This window comes from Streptomyces sp. NPDC029159, from assembly GCF_055564055.1.
Window position 1 is genome coordinate 115,530 of record NZ_JBVHWT010000018.1, and the last position, 15,190, is coordinate 130,719.

Sequence of the window (15,190 nt, forward strand, 5' to 3'; positions counted from 1 at the left end):
CGGGGCGTCCGCAGTGACTTGGCCCGTTCCGTCCGGTCATGCCTCGGGGGGTGCGGAACGGTCACCGGGCGGCCGGGCGGCGGTGCCGTCGGGGGTGGGCAGGGTGACGCGGGCGACGGTGCCGGGGGCCGGGCCGCCGCTCTCGATGGCGAGTGCGCCGCCCATGCCGTCGACCAGTCCCTTGGTGACGTGGAGGCCGAGGCCCGAGCCCGGGTTCCGGCCGCGTTCGGCGCCCAGCCGGTCGAACGGGACGAACAGCCGGTGCTGGAGGTGGCGGGGGATGCCGGGCCCGTCGTCGGTGACGGTCAGGTCGAGGCGGCCGCCGTCGGCCGGTGCGGTGCCCAGGACGACGCGGCCGCCGGGGTGGTTGTACTTGATGGCGTTGGTGGCGAGGTTCAACAGCACCTGCCGCAGCCGCCGTTCGTCGCCCGTGACGGCCGGATCGCCCGCCGGCAGCTCGACGTCGAAGGTCACCGACGCCTCGTCCGCCGCGGTGGTCAGCAGCCCGTGCACATCGGCGAGGAGCGGTCCGACCGGCACCGGCTCGGCCCGCAGCCGCAGCGCGCGGGCCTCGATGGCGGCGACATCGCTGAGGTCGTCGACGAGATCGACCAGATGGCCCGCGGCGGAGCCCATCCGATCCAGCGCCTCCATGCTGCGCTCCGGGGTGAGGGAGCCGGAGCGGAGCATCTCCCCGAAGCCGACCACGGCGTGCAACGGGGTGCGGATCTCGTGGCCGAGCGCGGTCAGGAACTGCGACTTGGTGCGGCTGTTCTCCTCCGCGTGGCGCTGGGCGATCTCCGCCTCGGCGCGCGCCCGCCGCTCCTCCTCGGCTGCCTTGCGGTCGGTCTCGTCGACGAGGTTGACGCACCAGGAGACGATGTTGCCGTAGGCGTCGCGGACGCCGGAGTACGTGGTCGAGGTGACGACCGGCTCGGCGTCGGGGCGGTGGAAGCGGAGTTCGAAGCGGTGCCGTTCGCCGGTCTCGGAGGCGACGCCGTGCAGCAGCGGGGCGCGGTCCTCGGTCCGCACCAGATCCTGGAAACACCGTCCGACCAGGTCGGACGCCTCCCGGCTCAGCAGGGCGCACAGAGAGCGGTTGACCCGCAGCACCCGCCCGTCGAGGCCGAGCAGCGCCATGCCCGCGGCGTTGTCGTCGAAGGCGCGGCGGAAGCGTTCCTCGCTCTGTGCCAGGCTGCCGAAGAGCCGGTCGTGGTCGATGGCGACGGCGGCGAGGTGGGTGAAGCGCTCGACGAGGTGGCGTTCGTACTCGGTGGGGGTGTGCGGGTCGTCGTGGTAGACCGCGAACGTGCCGAGGACCTGGCCGTCCTTGCCGGGTATGGGCGTCGACCAGCAGGCCCGGACCCCGGCGATGGCGGCGGCCGGGCGGAAGGCGTCCCACAGGACGCTGCGGTGGATGTCGGGCACCACGACGGGCACGGCGGTGTACGCGGCGGTGCCGCACGAGCCTGCGCAGGGGCCGGTGTCCATGCCGTCGATCTCCTCGATGTACTCCTGCGGCATGCTGGGCGCCGCACCGTGGTGCAGCCGCCCGGAGCGTTCGTCGAGGAGCAGCACCGAGCAGCGTGTACCGGGCAGCAGATCCTCCAGCGCGCCGGTGACGGCGTCGAGGACGGGCCGCAGCGGTGCGCCCTCCGCCATCATCTCCAGCACCTGGGCGTGGTGGACGAGGAGCTGCGGGATGGCCTCGGTGTCCGGGCCCGTACCGAGGGAGGCACGCCGGTCGAATTCGCGCAACATGGCACCTTCTGGGGGTTTTCAGGGCTCGAAGCGGTAGCCGACACCGCGGACCGTGCGCAGCCAGTGCGGGCGGTCGGGGTCGCGTTCCAGCTTGCGTCGCAGCCGGTGGACGTGCTGGGTCACGGTGGCCGGCTCCTGCCAGTCGCTGGAGGACTGCCAGACGTGTTCGAGGAGTTGGTCGCGGGTGTAGACGTGGCGGGGCGAGGCGGCGAGGAAGGCCAGCAGGTCGAACTCGCGAGCCGTCAGCTCCACCGCGTCACCGCGCACCGTGACCGTCCGCGTCGCACGGTCGATGACCAGGCCGTCCCGCGACCGCACGGGCGCGGCCACCGGCTCCGCAGCGGGCGCCGCCGGCGCGGGCTCCGCCCGGCGGCTGCGGCGCAGCACGGAGCGGACCCGGGCGGCCAGTTCCGCCGGGGAGAAGGGCTTGACCACGTAGTCGTCGGCGCCGAGGTCGAGGCCGATGATGCGGTCCGTCTCGCCGGAGCGGCCGGAGACGACGATCACGGGGAGGTCGGCGGAACGGCGCCGGATGTGGGTGAGGACGTCCAGGCCGGCGACGAGCGGAAGGGTGAGGTCGAGCAGGACGACATCGGGCCGGCCGGCCGCGACGGCGTCGAGCGCCGCCTGACCGTCGGCGGCCGTCACCACCTCGAAGCCCTCGGATTCCAACTGCCATCTGGCCAGCGTCCGGACGTCCTCGTCGTCGTCCACCACCAGGACGTGAGCATGCGTGCCACCGCTCGGCAAAGTGCCTCCCCGCATCGATCGAACCGCACTGCGCGGGGTGTCGATGATCTCATCATTCACCCCTTCGCGTCACCACGCGATCACCTTGAGCGAGCAGTTAAGCAATATTTGATGAACCGTTGCGGATCAAGTGAGGTGGCCACAGAAGAGTCGGAACCGTGAGTACGAGAACCGCGGACACCGTCGCAGCCGCACTGGCCCAGGGAGCCGCCCGCCACGGCGCGAGGACCTTCCTCGTCGCCGAGACCCCGGAGGGCGGCCGGCTGTCGGTCAGCTGGGCCGAGATGGACGCCCGGGCGACCCGGACGGCGCGGCTGCTGCGCTCGCTCGGGCTGCGGTCCGGTGACCGGCTCAACGTGCACACGACCAACTGCCCGGAGTTCTACGACCTGTGGTTCGGCGCGGCCCGGATGGGCGCCGTGCTCGTCCCGAGCGATCCGCTGCACACCCCGGACGAGCTGGGGTATCTGCTCGCCCGCTCGCGCTGCCATGTCACCGTCACCCAGCCGCCGTTGCGGGACACCGCGGTGCGCGCCTGCGTCCAGGCGCCGGACTGCCGGCATCTGCTGGTGATCGGCGGCGTCGGCCACGACGCGTTCGAGGCCGCGCGCGACGCGCAGTCCGATGCGCCGTGGGACCCGGAGCGCGACGGCCCGGGCCCCGGCCCGCACGACCTGCTCGGGATGCTGCACGCCGCGTCGGGCCCGGGCCCCGCCGAGGAGGTGCCGCTCAGCCATGCCGCGTATCTGGGGGCCGGGCGGAACATCGCCGGGCGGCTGCGGATGCGCCCGGAGGACCGGCAGCTGATCGTGCTGCCGCTGTTCCGCGGCAACTCCCAGCAGTACGCGTCGATTTCGGCGCTGGTCAGCGGCGGTTCGATCGCGCTGACGCCGGGTTTCACCGCCGCGCGCTGGGCCGGTCAGGCCACCGCGCTGAAGGCGACGCTGGCCGGGCTGCTGCCCGCGCCGCTGTGCATGCTGCTGGCGCGGGAGGAGAGCGCCTGGGACACCGCGCACGGGCTGCGGGCGGTGATCGCCACGCAGAAGGTGTCCGAGGAGCGGACCACCTCGTTCGAGAAGCGGTTCCAGGTCTCGCTGCTCCAGCTGTACGGCATGCAGGAGACCGTCGCCCCGGTGCTGGCGTCCGCCCAGGCCCGGCGCCGTAAGCGGGAGCGCGGCGCCCCCACCCGGCGGGCGGCGGGCGGGCGGACCGGTCCGGACGGGGGCCGCCGGCCCGGTGCCCGGTTAGCCCGCGTCCACGTCGTGGGCGGCCCTGCGGCGCGGGGCCGGATACCGGGAAGATCATGTGAGAACCGGTCGGCGGGGTTCCGTGCCGACCTGCTGTCGTCCTTGAGAGCCGCCGGCTGCCGGCGGTCGGTGAACGAGCACGCTGAGGCGGAGTGACATGGTCAACGTTGTGGGTATCGGCGGCGGCATCGGCGCATCGCGCCTGTGGCTCACCCTGAACGAGGCACTGGACGAGGCGACACCGGGGCTGCCGTCCCCCCTGACCCTGGTGGTCAACACCGGGGACGACCTCTGGGCGCACGGCGTGCGGGTCTGCCCGGACCTCGACACCACGCTGTACGCGCTCGGCGGCCGCCAGGACGTGGAGCGCGGCTGGGGCACCAAGGGCGAGACCTGGCGGTGCATGGAGACCATGCGGGAGCTGGGCAACGAGGTGTGGTTCCACCTCGGCGACACCGATCTCGCCACCCATCTGCTGCGCACCTCCTGGCTGCGCGACGGCGTCGGCCTGGCCGAGGTGACCCGGCGGCTCGCGGAGGGCATGGGGCTGCGCTGCCGGGTGCTGCCCGCCACCGAACAGCCCGTCGGCACCCAGCTGTTGTGCACCGACGGCGAGCGCCGCAGCTACCAGGAGTTCCTGGTGCGCGACGCCGCGGCCCCCCGGGTGCACGAGGTGACGTACGCCGGGATCTCCGCCGCCCGTCCGGCGCCCGGGGTGCTGGCCGCGCTGGACGCCGCCGACCTGGTCGTCCTGGGCCCGAGCAACCCGGTCGCGAGCCTCGGCCCGGTGCTGGCGGTGCCCGGCATACGGGAGGCGCTGCGGGAGGTGCGCGCCCCGGTGGTGGCGGTCACCCCGACCGTCAGCCGGGTGCCGTTCGAGGATCCGGGCGAAGCGCGACGGGCGGACAGCAGGCAACGCCTCATGGAGTCACGGGGCGTGGCCGCCACCGCCACCGGTGCGGCCGAGCTGATCCGCGACCTGTGCGACGTCTACGTGCTGGACAGCGCGGACGCCCAGGAGGCGGAGGCGATCCGGGCGTTGGGGCCGGAGGTGCTGGTCACGCCGACGCTGGCGCGCGGCGGCCGGGTCCCGAGGGCGCTGGCGGACGCCGTGCTCGACACGGTGAACGCGGGCCGTCCGCTCCGCGGCGCCGCGATCGGGGGTGTGCGGCCATGACCCTCGTCAGCCCGGAGAACCCGGCGGCCGCACCGCGGCAGCGGCCGGACGGACGACCGCGCGGGGAGCGCGAACGGGAACGGCCGCTGCCCTCGACGCCGCCCCGGCCGCGGGTGCGGGCCACCGGTGACCTCCAGGTCGGTCTGAAGGGCGGCGGCACCGCGGTCGGCACGTCGTTCACCTTCAGCGGTCTGTCGCACGGCGGTGAGCACGTGGCGCTCGGCTTCGGTGCGGCCCCGGCGGGCGGCGGCCGGGTGCCGCTGGTGGGCGTGCACAGTGAATGCCTCAGCGGCCAGGTGCTGGGCGCCCTGCACTGCGACTGCGCGGCCCGGCTCCAGCAGACCATCCGTACCGTGCACGACGCCGGTGGCGTCCTGCTCTATCTGCGGCAGACCGGCCGGGACTTCGGTGCCGTCGGCGCCCTCGACAGCTGTGCCCGGCGCCGGTCGTCGGTGGCGGGCGCGCAGTACCGCGCGGAGCGGGAGAACGGCAGCCGGGTGGTCGCCGAGATGCTGACCGCGCTCGGCCTCTCCCGGATCGCCCTGCTGACCTGCCATCCGGACTGGGCGGCGCCGGTCGCGCGGTACGGCATCGTCGTCGAGCGGGTGACGGCCGCGACGGCCGCCGACCACCCCGCCGAGGCCCCGGCCCGGCAGTCGGCCGCGTCCGCCGTGGACGGGTTCGTCACCCCCCGCGAGCACGAGGTGCTGCGCCGGGTCGCGCTCGGCCAGAGCAACCCGGAGATCGCCTCCGCCATGTTCATCTCCCGCAACACCGTCAAGAGCTATCTGCAGAACGTGCTGCAGAAGCTGAACGCCCGCAACCGCGTCGAGGCCATCGCCCGCGCCCGTGAGCTGGGAATCCCGCTGTGAGCGCCGCCCCCGCGCCCGGCTCGGCACAGGCCCGCCGCCAGGACGTCCAGGAAGAAACGTGAAGGAACACCCCGGCTTTCCGCAACGACCGAATGAGCAGCGATGAACGGTCAGGCCGTCTTCCCCTCCCTGCAGGAGCGCGCGGGCGATCTCGCGGTGCTCCACCAGTTGCTGACGGACGACCGGCCGGGCCCGGCGCGGTTCGCCTTCCTCTCGGGTCCGACCGGCTGCGGTAAGTCCGAGCTGCTGCGCACCTTCGCCCGCCAGGTCGCCGACGGCGGCGGCACCTACCTCGGCGCGACCGCGTCACGGACCGAGCACCTGGTGCCATTCGGCGTGTGGGCGCAGCTCTTCCGCGGCGCGGCCGCCCTGCTGCCCGGCGACGGCGGCGAGCCCGCGCTGCCGGACGGCACCCAGCTGTGCGACGCGGCGGGCGCGGACGGCTCCCTCCCGCTGTCGGCGCGGGTCGTCAACTCCCTCTGCCTGCCGCTGCTGGACGCCGTCGAGCGGCTGCCCGGCCCGGTCGTCCTCGGCATCGACGACTTCCAGCACGCCGACGCGGTCTCCCTGCAGTGCCTGGCGGCGGTGGTCCGGCGGCTCGGGACGAAGCCGGTGCTGATCGTCCTGGGCGAGGCGCCCGACCGACCGTGGGCGCAGGCCGCGCTCCAGGCGGAACTGCCCCTGGAGCCGCACTCCCGGCGGCTGCGGCTGCGGCCGCTGTCCCGTCCGGCCGTCCGCGATCTGCTCACCGCCCACCTGGGCCCGGCGGCGGCCGAACGGCTCGCCGACGCCTGTTACGACATCACGGCGGGCAACCCGCTCCAGCTCCACGGCCTGATCGCCGACAACCGGTGGGCGGACCCGGCGGACGGCACCCCGGCCGTCGACTCCGGGTACACCGCGGCCGTCCTGTCGTGTCTGCACCGCTGCGGCCGCGAGGCGCAGACGCTGGCCCGGCACATCGCCCTCCTCGACGACCCGCCGAGCACCCGGGTCCTGACGCAACTGGCCGGTGTCGACACCACCGCGCTGATGTGCACGGTCAACACCCTCAACAACGCCGGGGTGTTGTCGGGCAGCCGCTTCCGGCACGCGAAGGCCCGCGCCGCGGTGCTGGACAACACCGCACCGGCGCAACAGGCCGCACTGCGCGGCCGGGTCGCCGAGGTGCTGTACCGCGGCGGCGCCGCACCCGTCACCATCGCCCGCCAGCTGCTGGCCGCCTCGCCCGTACCGGACGGCGACTGGCCGGCGGAGATCCTCGACGAGGCCGCCCGCACGGCGCTGCACGGCGGCGAACGGGACCTGGCGCACGACTGCCTGATGCGCGCCCGGGAGCTGGCGCCGTCCGACGGGAAGCTGCGGGCCGCCATCACGGCCACCCTGTTCGCCATCGAGTGGCGGACCGACCCGTGCGCCGCCGTCCGCGGCCTGCCCGCACTGGCGCCCGCCCCCGACGCCCCGGAGGGGACGGACGAGGCCGCACCGGCCACCGTCCCGCCCTGGCTGGACGACGTGGAGTCGGCCGTCGCCGGGCTCCAGCGGATCAACGCCGCACCGGAGGTGTACGCCCCCGGCGCGGCGGCCCATGTCCAGGCGTCGCTCCAGTGGCTGCGGCTGGGCTACCCGACGGCGACCGGCCGTTGGGAGACGGTCGACGTACCGGAGGGCCCGGCCCCCGCGACACCGTTCAGCGACCCGCTGAGCCCGGAGGTCCAGGGAGCGGTCCTGCTGAGCCGCCTCAGCGGCACCGGCCCCGACACCGATCTCGCCGACGAGGCGGAGCGGCTGCTGGGGCGGTACCGGCTCGACGAACGCAGCTTCCCGGTGCTGCTCTCCGCGCTGATCACCCTGCTCTACTCGGACCGGTCGGCGCCCGCCGACGCGGCCTGCCGCCGGCTCGCCGCCGAGGCGCAGCGGATCCCGGCACAGAACTGGCAGGCGCTGTTCACCGCCGCACGGGCGGAACTGGCCCTGCGGCGCGGCGCGTTGGCGGACGCCATCCAGCTGGCGCACACCGCGCTGGCGACGACCTCGCAGGACAGCTGGGGCGTGGGCATCGGGATGCCGCTGGGCACCCTGATCAAGGCGGGGATCGCCTCGGGGCAGATGGAGATCGCACGGCGGGCGCTGCGGGTCCCGGTGCCGGACACCCTCCTGGAGACGCCGATCGGGCTGCACTACCTGTGCGCCCGCGGCCGCCACCTCCTGGCCTCGGGGCAACCGCAGGCGGCGCTGGACGAGTTCACCGCCATCGGCGCGCGGATGACGGAGTGGGAGATGGACGTCCCCGCGCTGGTGCCGTGGCGCAGCGAGGCCGCCTGGGCCTGTCTGGCCCTCGGCGAGCGGGAGCGCGCCCGCGCTCTGGCCCGGGAGCAGCTGGAGCGGTGCACCGAGCTCCAGGCGCGGGCACGCGGCGAGGCGCTGCGGGCGCTCGCCGCCTGCGCCCCGAAGGAGGAGCGGGCCGCGCTGCTGGCGCGGACCGCGGAGGCGTTCGCGGAGTGCGGGGCGCTGCGGGACCGGGCGGCCGTTCTGCGGGAACTGGACGGAATCGAGCAGGGGAAAGGGCTGAGGACGTTGGGAGAAAGGCACACGGTGATGGAGCGTCAGGAAGTCCCGTCGAAGAGGGCCGAGGCGGCACCGCGCGGCCGGGCCGCGACGGCGCCCGCACAGCGCGCCGGCACACATCCCGGCCGCACGGCGACACCGCCCGCGCGCACGGCCACTCCCCCGCCGCGGTCCGCTGCCGCCGCGTCCCGCCCCCCGCGCCAGCAGCCGTTCGTCCCCGCCGCCCGCACCTCGCACGCCGCCCGGCCGGAGGGCGAGTCCGTGCTGCGGGCGCACCTCAGCGACGCGGAGCGCCGGGTCGCCGAACTCGCGGCCCGTGGCCACAGCAACCGCCAGATAGCGGCCCGCCTCTACATCACCGTGAGCACCGTCGAACAGCATCTGACCCGCGTCTACCGCAAGCTCCACATCAAGCGCCGCACCGACCTCACGGCTCTGCTGCGCGCCCGCACCACACCCCTCGCCCATGCGGCGAACAGCCACGCACCGCAGAGCCAGGACTCCACCCCGTACTGACCGCCCCCACCGGCGTCACGGGCCCGCGGGGCACCGCACGGCAGACACGCTCCCGCCCACCGCTGCCCGTGACGCCGACCGGCACCCGGCCTCGGCCCGGGCGGCAGCCGTGCGCCGCCCGGCCCGGAGCGCCCCACGCACGGAAAAGCCCGCCGATCCAGGTTTCCCCGGATCGGCGGGCTCTCCGACAACTGTCGGGACGACAGGATTTGAACCTGCGACCCCTTGACCCCCAGTCAAGTGCGCTACCAAGCTGCGCCACGTCCCGATGCTCGCCCAGCCGGTTCCCCGGCTGACCGCGCAAGAGAACAATACCGCATGTCAGAGGGTGCGCGTTGCCATATTCCGGACGGGGCGCACGCCCCGGGCGGGCCCGTCGGAGCGAGCGCTCGGCGGACCGCGGGGCTCCGGCCGCTCAGACCCGGGCGTCCAGCCAGGCCAGCAGGTCGCGCTGGACCTCGTCGCGGTTGGTCTCGTTCAAGATCTCGTGACGGGCGCCCGGGTACGCGTGCCAGGTCAGGTCCTGGACGCCGTGGTAGCGGTAGTCCTCCAGCATCTCGCTCACCTGCGTCAGGCGCTGGTTGCAGGGGTCCTCGGCGCCGACCGCGAGGTGGACCGGCAGCCCGCGGGGCATCCGGGCGAGGTGGGCCGGGTCGTTGACCTTGCGGACCGCCTGCAGCCAGTCCAGGGCGAGCCCGGCACAGAACGGGAAGCCGCACTCCTCGTCGGCGGCGTACCGGTCGACCTCGTCGGTGTCGCGGGTGAGCCATTCGAAGCCGGTGCGATGGGTGAAGGCGTCGTTGAAGGAGCCGAAGGCGCGCGGGAGGAAGGCGGACGGCGCGGTGCGGCCCTTCTCCGCGATCTCGGCCTCCAACTCCTCGATCGCGGAGCCGAGTTCCATACCGGGCATGGACCGGAACGTACCGGAGAGGATCAGCCCGGCGAGGTCGGCGCCGTACTCCTGGGCGTAGTCGCGGGCGAGCATCGAGCCCAGGCTGTGGCCGAGCAGCACCAGCGGGACGCCGGGGTGCTCGGCGGCGGCGTGGTCGCCGAGGCGCTTGAGGTCGGTGACGATCGCCCGCCAGGCGTCCTCACCCACCACCCCGAGGCCGCCGGTCGACGCGGCGGTGGCGCCGTGCCCGCGGTGGTCGGAGGCGAGAACACCGAAGCCGCGGGCGGTCAGGAAGCGGGCGAACCGGTCGTAGCGGCGGGCGTGTTCCGCCGCCCCGTGCGCGATCTGGACCAGGGCCCGGGGCTGCCCGGTCTCCGGCAGCCAGGTGTACGCGGCGATCCGGGCGCCGTCGGGGGCCTCGTGGAACTCCGGCTGAGGGGCCTGCATGGGGCATCGTCTCCTGAGTGCGGGCGGGGCCGCCCGGGTGGCGGCCGCATCGGCGGGACGCCCGCGCCGGATTGCGCCCACCGGACCGGAGCCCCACCGGTCGCCACTCTCCCCTCCCGGGCGGCGCCCCGCCAAGGGCCGGGCCCCGGGGCGCGCCGGATGACTCGGAACCGCCCCGCCTCAGAAGCCGGCGCCCGACCCGTCCTCCCGCCGCTGGATCCGGGCGGCCAGCACGTTCGCCGCCTTCTTGATCGCCGCCAGCCCCTCCCTTCCCCACTGCCGCGGTTCGAGGTCGACCACACAGACCGTGCCCAGCACGAGCCCCGTACGGTCGACCAGCGGCGCCCCCAGGTAGGCGCGGACACCGGACTCGTCGACGACCGGATTCCCGGCGAACCGCGGAAAGTCGCGGACGTCCTCCAGCGCCAGCGCCTTGCGGCGGACGACGACGTGCGGACAGTAGCCGCGGTCGCGGGGCAGCACCCGCACGTCACCGCCGCGGGCGGGCGGCGCACCCGGCACCCGGCCGCGGGGCGGGGTGTACAGCCCGGCGAAATACTGCCGCTCCTCGCCGAGGAGGTTCACCGCCGCGTACGGCGCCTTCAGCGTCCGGGCCACCTCGTGGGCGTACGCGTCGAAGGCCGGCACCGGGGCATCGCCCAGCCCCAACTCCCGCAGCCGGGCCGCCCGCCGCGGCGCCTCGGTGTCCACCGGGGTCCGCAGCAGATGCCGGTTCTGGTCGTACGCGGCAGGCCCGCTCACGGCAGCTCCCAGGTCGCGGCGGGCACCGGCGTGAGCAGATGCTGGACGAGCGCGACGAGCACATGCGTGGCCGAGCCGCAGCGCCGGGCGTCGCAGACCACGACGGGCACGTCCGGCCCGAGGTCGACGGCGGCACGCACCTCCTCGGGGGCGTAGTGGTGCGAGCCCTCGAACTCGTTGACGGCGACGACGAAGGGGATGGACCGGCGTTCGAAGAAGTCGACGGCGGCGAAGCAGTGGTCGAGGCGCCGGGTGTCGGCGAGGACCACCGCACCGAGCGCGCCGTTCGACAGCTCGTCCCACATGAACCAGAACCGCTCCTGACCGGGCGTGCCGAACAGGTAGAGGATGTGCGACCGGTCGAGGGTGATCCGGCCGAAGTCCATGGCGACGGTGGTGGTGTCCTTGTCCTCGACCCCGAGCAGATCGTCGTGGCCGACGCTGATCTGGGTGAGCAGCTCCTCGGTGCTGAGCGGTTCGATCTCGCTGACCGCTCCGACGAAGGTGGTCTTGCCGACCCCGAAGCCGCCCGCGACCAGGACTTTCACCGCGGTCGGGAAGACGGCCCCGTCGTCGGTCGGGGCCAGGGATTCACAGTCGGGTGCGCAGTCCATGCAGCACCGCCTCCAGAAGTGCTCGGTCGGTCCGTGGCGCGGGTCCCGCGGTCGCGGGGGCGTGGGCGGTGAGCGCACCGCAGTCGACGAGGTCGGCCAGGAGCACCTTGGTGACCACGACGGGCAGCCGAAGTTGCCCTGCGACCTCCGCGACGGAGACCGGCACCCGGCACAGCGCCAGCGCCCGGGCGTGCTCCGGCCCCTGCTCATCGGCCCGCCGCCCGGTCGCCCGGACCAGCGTCAGCAGATCGAACGGGGCGGTGGGCCGGGTCCGTCCGTTGCTGACGGTGTACGGGCGGACCAGACGGCCCGCCGCGTCGTCGTACCACGCGGGCTCCCGGCCGCCGTCGCGGCTGCGGTGGCACAGCGCCATCCTCAGCGTCCACCCGCCGGAGCCTGCCGCCGCGCGGGGGTGATCAGATATGGGCGGACGCTCTTGACCAGCATCCCCATCTCGTAGCCGAGGACCGCCACATCGGCCTCACGGCCGGCGATGACGGCCAGGCAGGTGCCCGATCCGGCCGTGGAGACGAAGAGGAACGTGGACTCCAGCTCGACGACGACCTGGAGGACGTCGTCGCCCTCGCCGAAGCGGACCCCGGCGCTGCGGGCCAGCGAGTAGAGGCCGCAGGAGAGGGCCGCCAGGTGGTCGGCGCTGTCCGGGTCGAAGCCGTGGGCGGCCTTGACCAGACCGTCGGAGGACAGCAGGAGCGCGCTGCGGGCGTGCGGGACGCGCTGGACGAGACCGGTCAGCAGCCAGGAGAGATCCGGCTGCGGACCGGCGTGCAGCGGGGGGTGCACCGGCATGTGCGCAGGCGCGTGGGTCGGTGTGTGCAGATCACTCACCATGATGGGGCTCGTCTCCTCGGGGGCGGGCCGTGGGGGCCTCGGGGTCGGTGGGGCGGGGGTCGGTGGTGTCCGGCCCGTCGAAGGCCGGGCTCAAGGTGGGACGGAAGGCGTCGCCCCCGGCCGAGTGCCCGGCCTCGAAGGCGTCATCGGAGAGGCTGATGCCACGCCGGAACGCGGCCATCAGGCCCGGGTCGTGCTCCGGTTCGGGCCCGGCGCGGTCGTCGGGGTGCCGCAGGATCGGTTCACCGCGCAATTCGGGCACCAGGTGTTCCTGGCGCCGCCGCCGCGGCAGCAACGGCCGGGGCCCGCCGGTCCGTTCCTCGGCCGGCGCACTGTCGGCGTCGAGGTCCGCTCCGGTGGGCTCGGCGCTCCCCACGGACGGGATGTCACCCGGCGACGGCACGGCGGAACCTCTCGGTCCGGCCGGGGCCGCCGCTCCCGTACGGGGCGCCGCCCCCGGCGCGGAGAGCGGGCCGCGCGCCGCCGGGATCGCCGGTGCGGGCAGCGCCTCCGGCGCGGCGGGGTACGGCTGCTCCGGGCCACCCGCGGCGTACCCGCGGTCCGGTCCGGACCCGACCGGTGCGGTGCGCTCCCCGTCGGACGGGCCGAGCGGGGCGTCACCGTGGGCGTCGGACGCGTCGTCGTCGATCGCCCCGGCGTCCTGGCACTCCGGGCCGAGCAGCTCCCGGGGCAGGACGAGGACGGCCTGCACCCCGCCGTAGATGTTGCTCTCCAGCCGCACCGCGATGCCGTGCCGCCGGGCCAGCGACGAGACCACGAACAGGCCGATCCGGCCGTCGGCCAGCAGCGCGTCCATGTCGACGTGTTCGGGGTCGGCGAGCAGCCCGTTCATCCGCGTCCGCTCGTCCGGCGTCATGCCCAGACCGCGGTCCTCGACCTCGACGGCGAGCCCGGAGGTGACGAGTTGGGCACGGAGCAGGACGTGGGTCTGCGGGTCGGAGTAGACCGAGGCGTTCTCGACGAGTTCGGCGAGGAGGTGGATGACGTCGGCGACGGCGTGGCCGCGCAGCGTCCCCTCGATCTGCGGGACGAGCTTGATCCGCGGGTACTGCTCGACCTCCGCGATGGCCGACCGCAGCACCTCCGTCATGGCGACCGGACGGCTCCACTGGCGGCGGGAGATCGCACCGCCGAGGACGGCGAGGTTCTCCGCGTGCCGCCGGGTGCGGGTGGCGAGGTGGTCGACGTGGAACAGGCCCTTGAGCAGGTCCGGGTCCTCGACGTGGTTCTCCAGGTCGTCCAGTAGCTCGATCTCGCGGTGCACCAGGGATTGCAGGCGCCGGGCGAGGTTCACGAAGACCTCGACCTTCTGCTCCCCCGCGGCGGCGCTCCGGGTGAGGCCGACCGCCTCGACGAGGGCCGCCGAGGCGGTGTGCGCGGCCACCGCCATCTCGTGGGCGAGCAGATCGAGGGCGTCCCCGTCCGGAGCGGACTCCGGCTCGGGCCCCGGGTGTTCGAGCCGCCCGCCCTGACGCACCCGTTCGACGAGCGCCTGCAGCTCCGCCTGGTTACGGGCGCTGAGGCGGCGCACCGCGGCGCAGCGGCCCGCGGTGGCGCGCGCCTGGGCGTTGGCCGCGGCACCCGCGGCGACGGCGACCCCGCAGACCAGCGCCAGAGCGGCGACCAGCACCGGCCAGGCGCGCCCGGAGAGCGTGGCAGCGCCGGTCTGGACGAGGCAGACGACGGCCGCCGCGCAGACCGCGGTGGCAACGGCGCAGGGCACCACGGCGATGCGGACCCACTTGGCCCGTATCACCGCATCGGTGGCCGAGCCCCGGAGGGCGGCCCGCCCGTGTCGGCCCCCCTCGCGGTCCCGCCGTCGCGCCCCGGTGGGTACGGCGGCGGTCCCCGGGGAAGGCTCGGGTCCCTGGGACCCCGTTTCCTGGGACTTGGGGTGCCCCTGGGGAAGTGCGGTAGGCATCGCGCCCTCCGGTATTGACCGTCAGCAGTTCGCAAAGCACGCACAGTAGTTGCTCTGCGAGTAGGGTCCGGACCACCTTGTCCCTTTCGCCACCCCCCGCCACCTCCTTACGAGGGTATCCCCCGCACGCCCACTCGAATCTGCACGAACCGCCGTTCCCATAAGGGCGGTGGAAACATTCCTTACGGTGACCGGCCCGAAAAGGCGCTCACAGCCCTTGCGGGGCTTACATCTGCCCACCGCACGCGGAGCGTGACCGCGGGCGGCGACGACCCGGAAAGGCCACTCCTCCTCCGAGAAACGGACCAAAACACCACCCGGAAGAGTTAAGTGACGCTCGGTAACCGAATGCCGTCGTTGCTCGAACTCCCGTCGAACGAGGTCACCCTGTCGTGCTCGAACAGCTTCGCTCCCACGGACCGGAGCGTTCGGACGCCGGCCGCCGGAAACGCCACGGGGTAATTGCAGGTCTCAAAGCCGGGCTCAAGCGCGCGACTTGACCGCAAGCTGGGCCCCGGGGCGTTCGGGGCTCTCAGGGGCCTCCACAGCCCGCTCACGGACTCGTGCGCCTTCGGCTGCGGGCCGTGCTGCACGGGATCAGATCCGCCGGCGTGCGATGCCCTTGTCCGGTCACCGATCTCCGTGCACCGGAATACCCGTGGAACGCAAAAATGCTCCGGCCCCCGCGACCATAAAGGTCCGGGGGCCGGAGCTGAATAATTGTTCGGCGGCGTCCTACTCTCCCACAGAGTCCCCTCTGCAGTACCATCGGCGCTGAAAGGCTTAGCTTCCG

At 74.1% G+C, this 15,190-nt stretch carries 12 protein-coding genes, 1 tRNA gene and 1 rRNA gene; 4 read left to right on the forward strand and 10 right to left on the reverse strand.

What is annotated here, in order from left to right; translation table 11 throughout:
* Positions 1 to 36 precede the first annotated feature (36 nt).
* Together ACZ4U4_RS27845 and ACZ4U4_RS27850 are read right to left on the reverse strand one after the other, a co-directional pair.
* Positions 37 to 1,761: a GAF domain-containing sensor histidine kinase gene (locus ACZ4U4_RS27845; protein WP_467879714.1), complete on the reverse strand. Its 1,725-nt coding sequence runs from the start codon at positions 1,759 to 1,761 to the stop codon at positions 37 to 39.
* An 18-nt stretch (positions 1,762 to 1,779) separates the two neighbouring features.
* A complete protein-coding gene (locus tag ACZ4U4_RS27850) occupies positions 1,780 to 2,478 on the reverse strand; it encodes a response regulator transcription factor (RefSeq protein ID WP_467879717.1) in 699 nt (232 codons plus the stop codon).
* A 191-nt stretch (positions 2,479 to 2,669) separates the two neighbouring features.
* Between ACZ4U4_RS27850 and ACZ4U4_RS27855 the strand changes: the two genes are divergently transcribed.
* The 4 genes from ACZ4U4_RS27855 to ACZ4U4_RS27870 all read left to right on the forward strand — a co-directional run bounded on the left by ACZ4U4_RS27855 (position 2,670) and on the right by ACZ4U4_RS27870 (position 8,891).
* A complete protein-coding gene (locus tag ACZ4U4_RS27855; RefSeq protein WP_467879721.1) occupies positions 2,670 to 3,914 on the forward strand; it encodes an AMP-binding protein in 1,245 nt (414 codons plus the stop codon).
* Between the two features lies 1 nt (position 3,915).
* Positions 3,916 to 4,935, forward strand: a complete 1,020-nt coding sequence (locus ACZ4U4_RS27860) for a 2-phospho-L-lactate transferase CofD family protein (protein ID WP_467879724.1) — start codon at positions 3,916 to 3,918, stop codon at positions 4,933 to 4,935.
* Positions 4,932 to 5,807: a LuxR C-terminal-related transcriptional regulator gene (locus ACZ4U4_RS27865; protein ID WP_467879727.1), complete on the forward strand. Its 876-nt coding sequence runs from the start codon at positions 4,932 to 4,934 to the stop codon at positions 5,805 to 5,807. Before ACZ4U4_RS27860 ends, ACZ4U4_RS27865 begins: the two co-directional genes overlap by 4 nt.
* Positions 5,808 to 5,909: 102 nt before the next feature.
* On the forward strand, positions 5,910 to 8,891 hold the full coding sequence (locus tag ACZ4U4_RS27870) for a helix-turn-helix transcriptional regulator (protein ID WP_467879729.1): 2,982 nt from the start codon (positions 5,910 to 5,912) through the stop codon (positions 8,889 to 8,891).
* A gap of 194 nt (positions 8,892 to 9,085) precedes the next feature.
* On the opposite strand, the gene ACZ4U4_RS27875 is transcribed toward ACZ4U4_RS27870, so the two are convergent.
* From ACZ4U4_RS27875 to rrf, 8 genes are all read right to left on the reverse strand, one after another.
* Positions 9,086 to 9,159: transfer RNA gene (locus ACZ4U4_RS27875), tRNA-Pro, on the reverse strand.
* A 147-nt stretch (positions 9,160 to 9,306) separates the two neighbouring features.
* Positions 9,307 to 10,230, reverse strand: a complete 924-nt coding sequence (locus ACZ4U4_RS27880; protein WP_467879732.1) for an alpha/beta fold hydrolase — start codon at positions 10,228 to 10,230, stop codon at positions 9,307 to 9,309.
* A 180-nt stretch (positions 10,231 to 10,410) separates the two neighbouring features.
* The gene (locus tag ACZ4U4_RS27885; RefSeq protein ID WP_467879734.1) at positions 10,411 to 10,992 is read right to left on the reverse strand and encodes a GAF domain-containing protein; all 582 of its coding nucleotides are present in this window, start codon (positions 10,990 to 10,992) and stop codon (positions 10,411 to 10,413) included.
* Positions 10,989 to 11,606 (reverse strand): GTP-binding protein, encoded by a 618-nt coding sequence (locus tag ACZ4U4_RS27890; protein ID WP_467879738.1) that lies wholly within the window; start codon positions 11,604 to 11,606, stop codon positions 10,989 to 10,991. The genes ACZ4U4_RS27885 and ACZ4U4_RS27890 overlap by 4 nt, the downstream gene beginning before the upstream one ends.
* Positions 11,584 to 11,979 carry a DUF742 domain-containing protein gene (locus tag ACZ4U4_RS27895; RefSeq protein WP_467879741.1) on the reverse strand — a complete coding sequence of 132 codons (396 nt, stop codon included), beginning with the start codon at positions 11,977 to 11,979 and terminating at the stop codon, positions 11,584 to 11,586. Before ACZ4U4_RS27895 ends, ACZ4U4_RS27890 begins: the two co-directional genes overlap by 23 nt.
* A gap of 2 nt (positions 11,980 to 11,981) precedes the next feature.
* A complete protein-coding gene (locus ACZ4U4_RS27900) occupies positions 11,982 to 12,413 on the reverse strand; it encodes a roadblock/LC7 domain-containing protein (protein WP_467879755.1) in 432 nt (143 codons plus the stop codon).
* 31 nt (positions 12,414 to 12,444) lie between these two features.
* Entirely contained in the window at positions 12,445 to 14,397 is a 1,953-nt protein-coding gene (locus ACZ4U4_RS27905) for a sensor histidine kinase (RefSeq protein WP_467879744.1), read from the reverse strand.
* Positions 14,398 to 15,119: 722 nt separating this feature from the next.
* Positions 15,120 to 15,190, reverse strand: a 5S ribosomal RNA gene (rrf, locus tag ACZ4U4_RS27910); the annotation flags it as partial.

Bases quoted from the DNA above. Each gene is read 5' to 3' on its own strand.
- ACZ4U4_RS27845 (WP_467879714.1), bottom strand. From the start codon at position 1,761: ATGTTGCGCGAATTCGACCGGCGTGCCTCCCTCGGTACGGGCCCGGAC.
- ACZ4U4_RS27860 (WP_467879724.1), top strand. From the start codon at position 3,916: ATGGTCAACGTTGTGGGTATCGGCGGCGGCATCGGCGCATCGCGCCTG.
- ACZ4U4_RS27880 (WP_467879732.1), bottom strand. From the start codon at position 10,230: ATGCAGGCCCCTCAGCCGGAGTTCCACGAGGCCCCCGACGGCGCCCGG.
- ACZ4U4_RS27865 (WP_467879727.1), top strand. From the start codon at position 4,932: ATGACCCTCGTCAGCCCGGAGAACCCGGCGGCCGCACCGCGGCAGCGG.
- ACZ4U4_RS27890 (WP_467879738.1), bottom strand. From the start codon at position 11,606: ATGGACTGCGCACCCGACTGTGAATCCCTGGCCCCGACCGACGACGGG.
- ACZ4U4_RS27895 (WP_467879741.1), bottom strand. From the start codon at position 11,979: ATGGCGCTGTGCCACCGCAGCCGCGACGGCGGCCGGGAGCCCGCGTGG.
- ACZ4U4_RS27905 (WP_467879744.1), bottom strand. From the start codon at position 14,397: ATGCCTACCGCACTTCCCCAGGGGCACCCCAAGTCCCAGGAAACGGGG.
- ACZ4U4_RS27870 (WP_467879729.1), top strand. From the start codon at position 5,910: ATGAACGGTCAGGCCGTCTTCCCCTCCCTGCAGGAGCGCGCGGGCGAT.
- ACZ4U4_RS27900 (WP_467879755.1), bottom strand. From the start codon at position 12,413: ATGCCGGTGCACCCCCCGCTGCACGCCGGTCCGCAGCCGGATCTCTCC.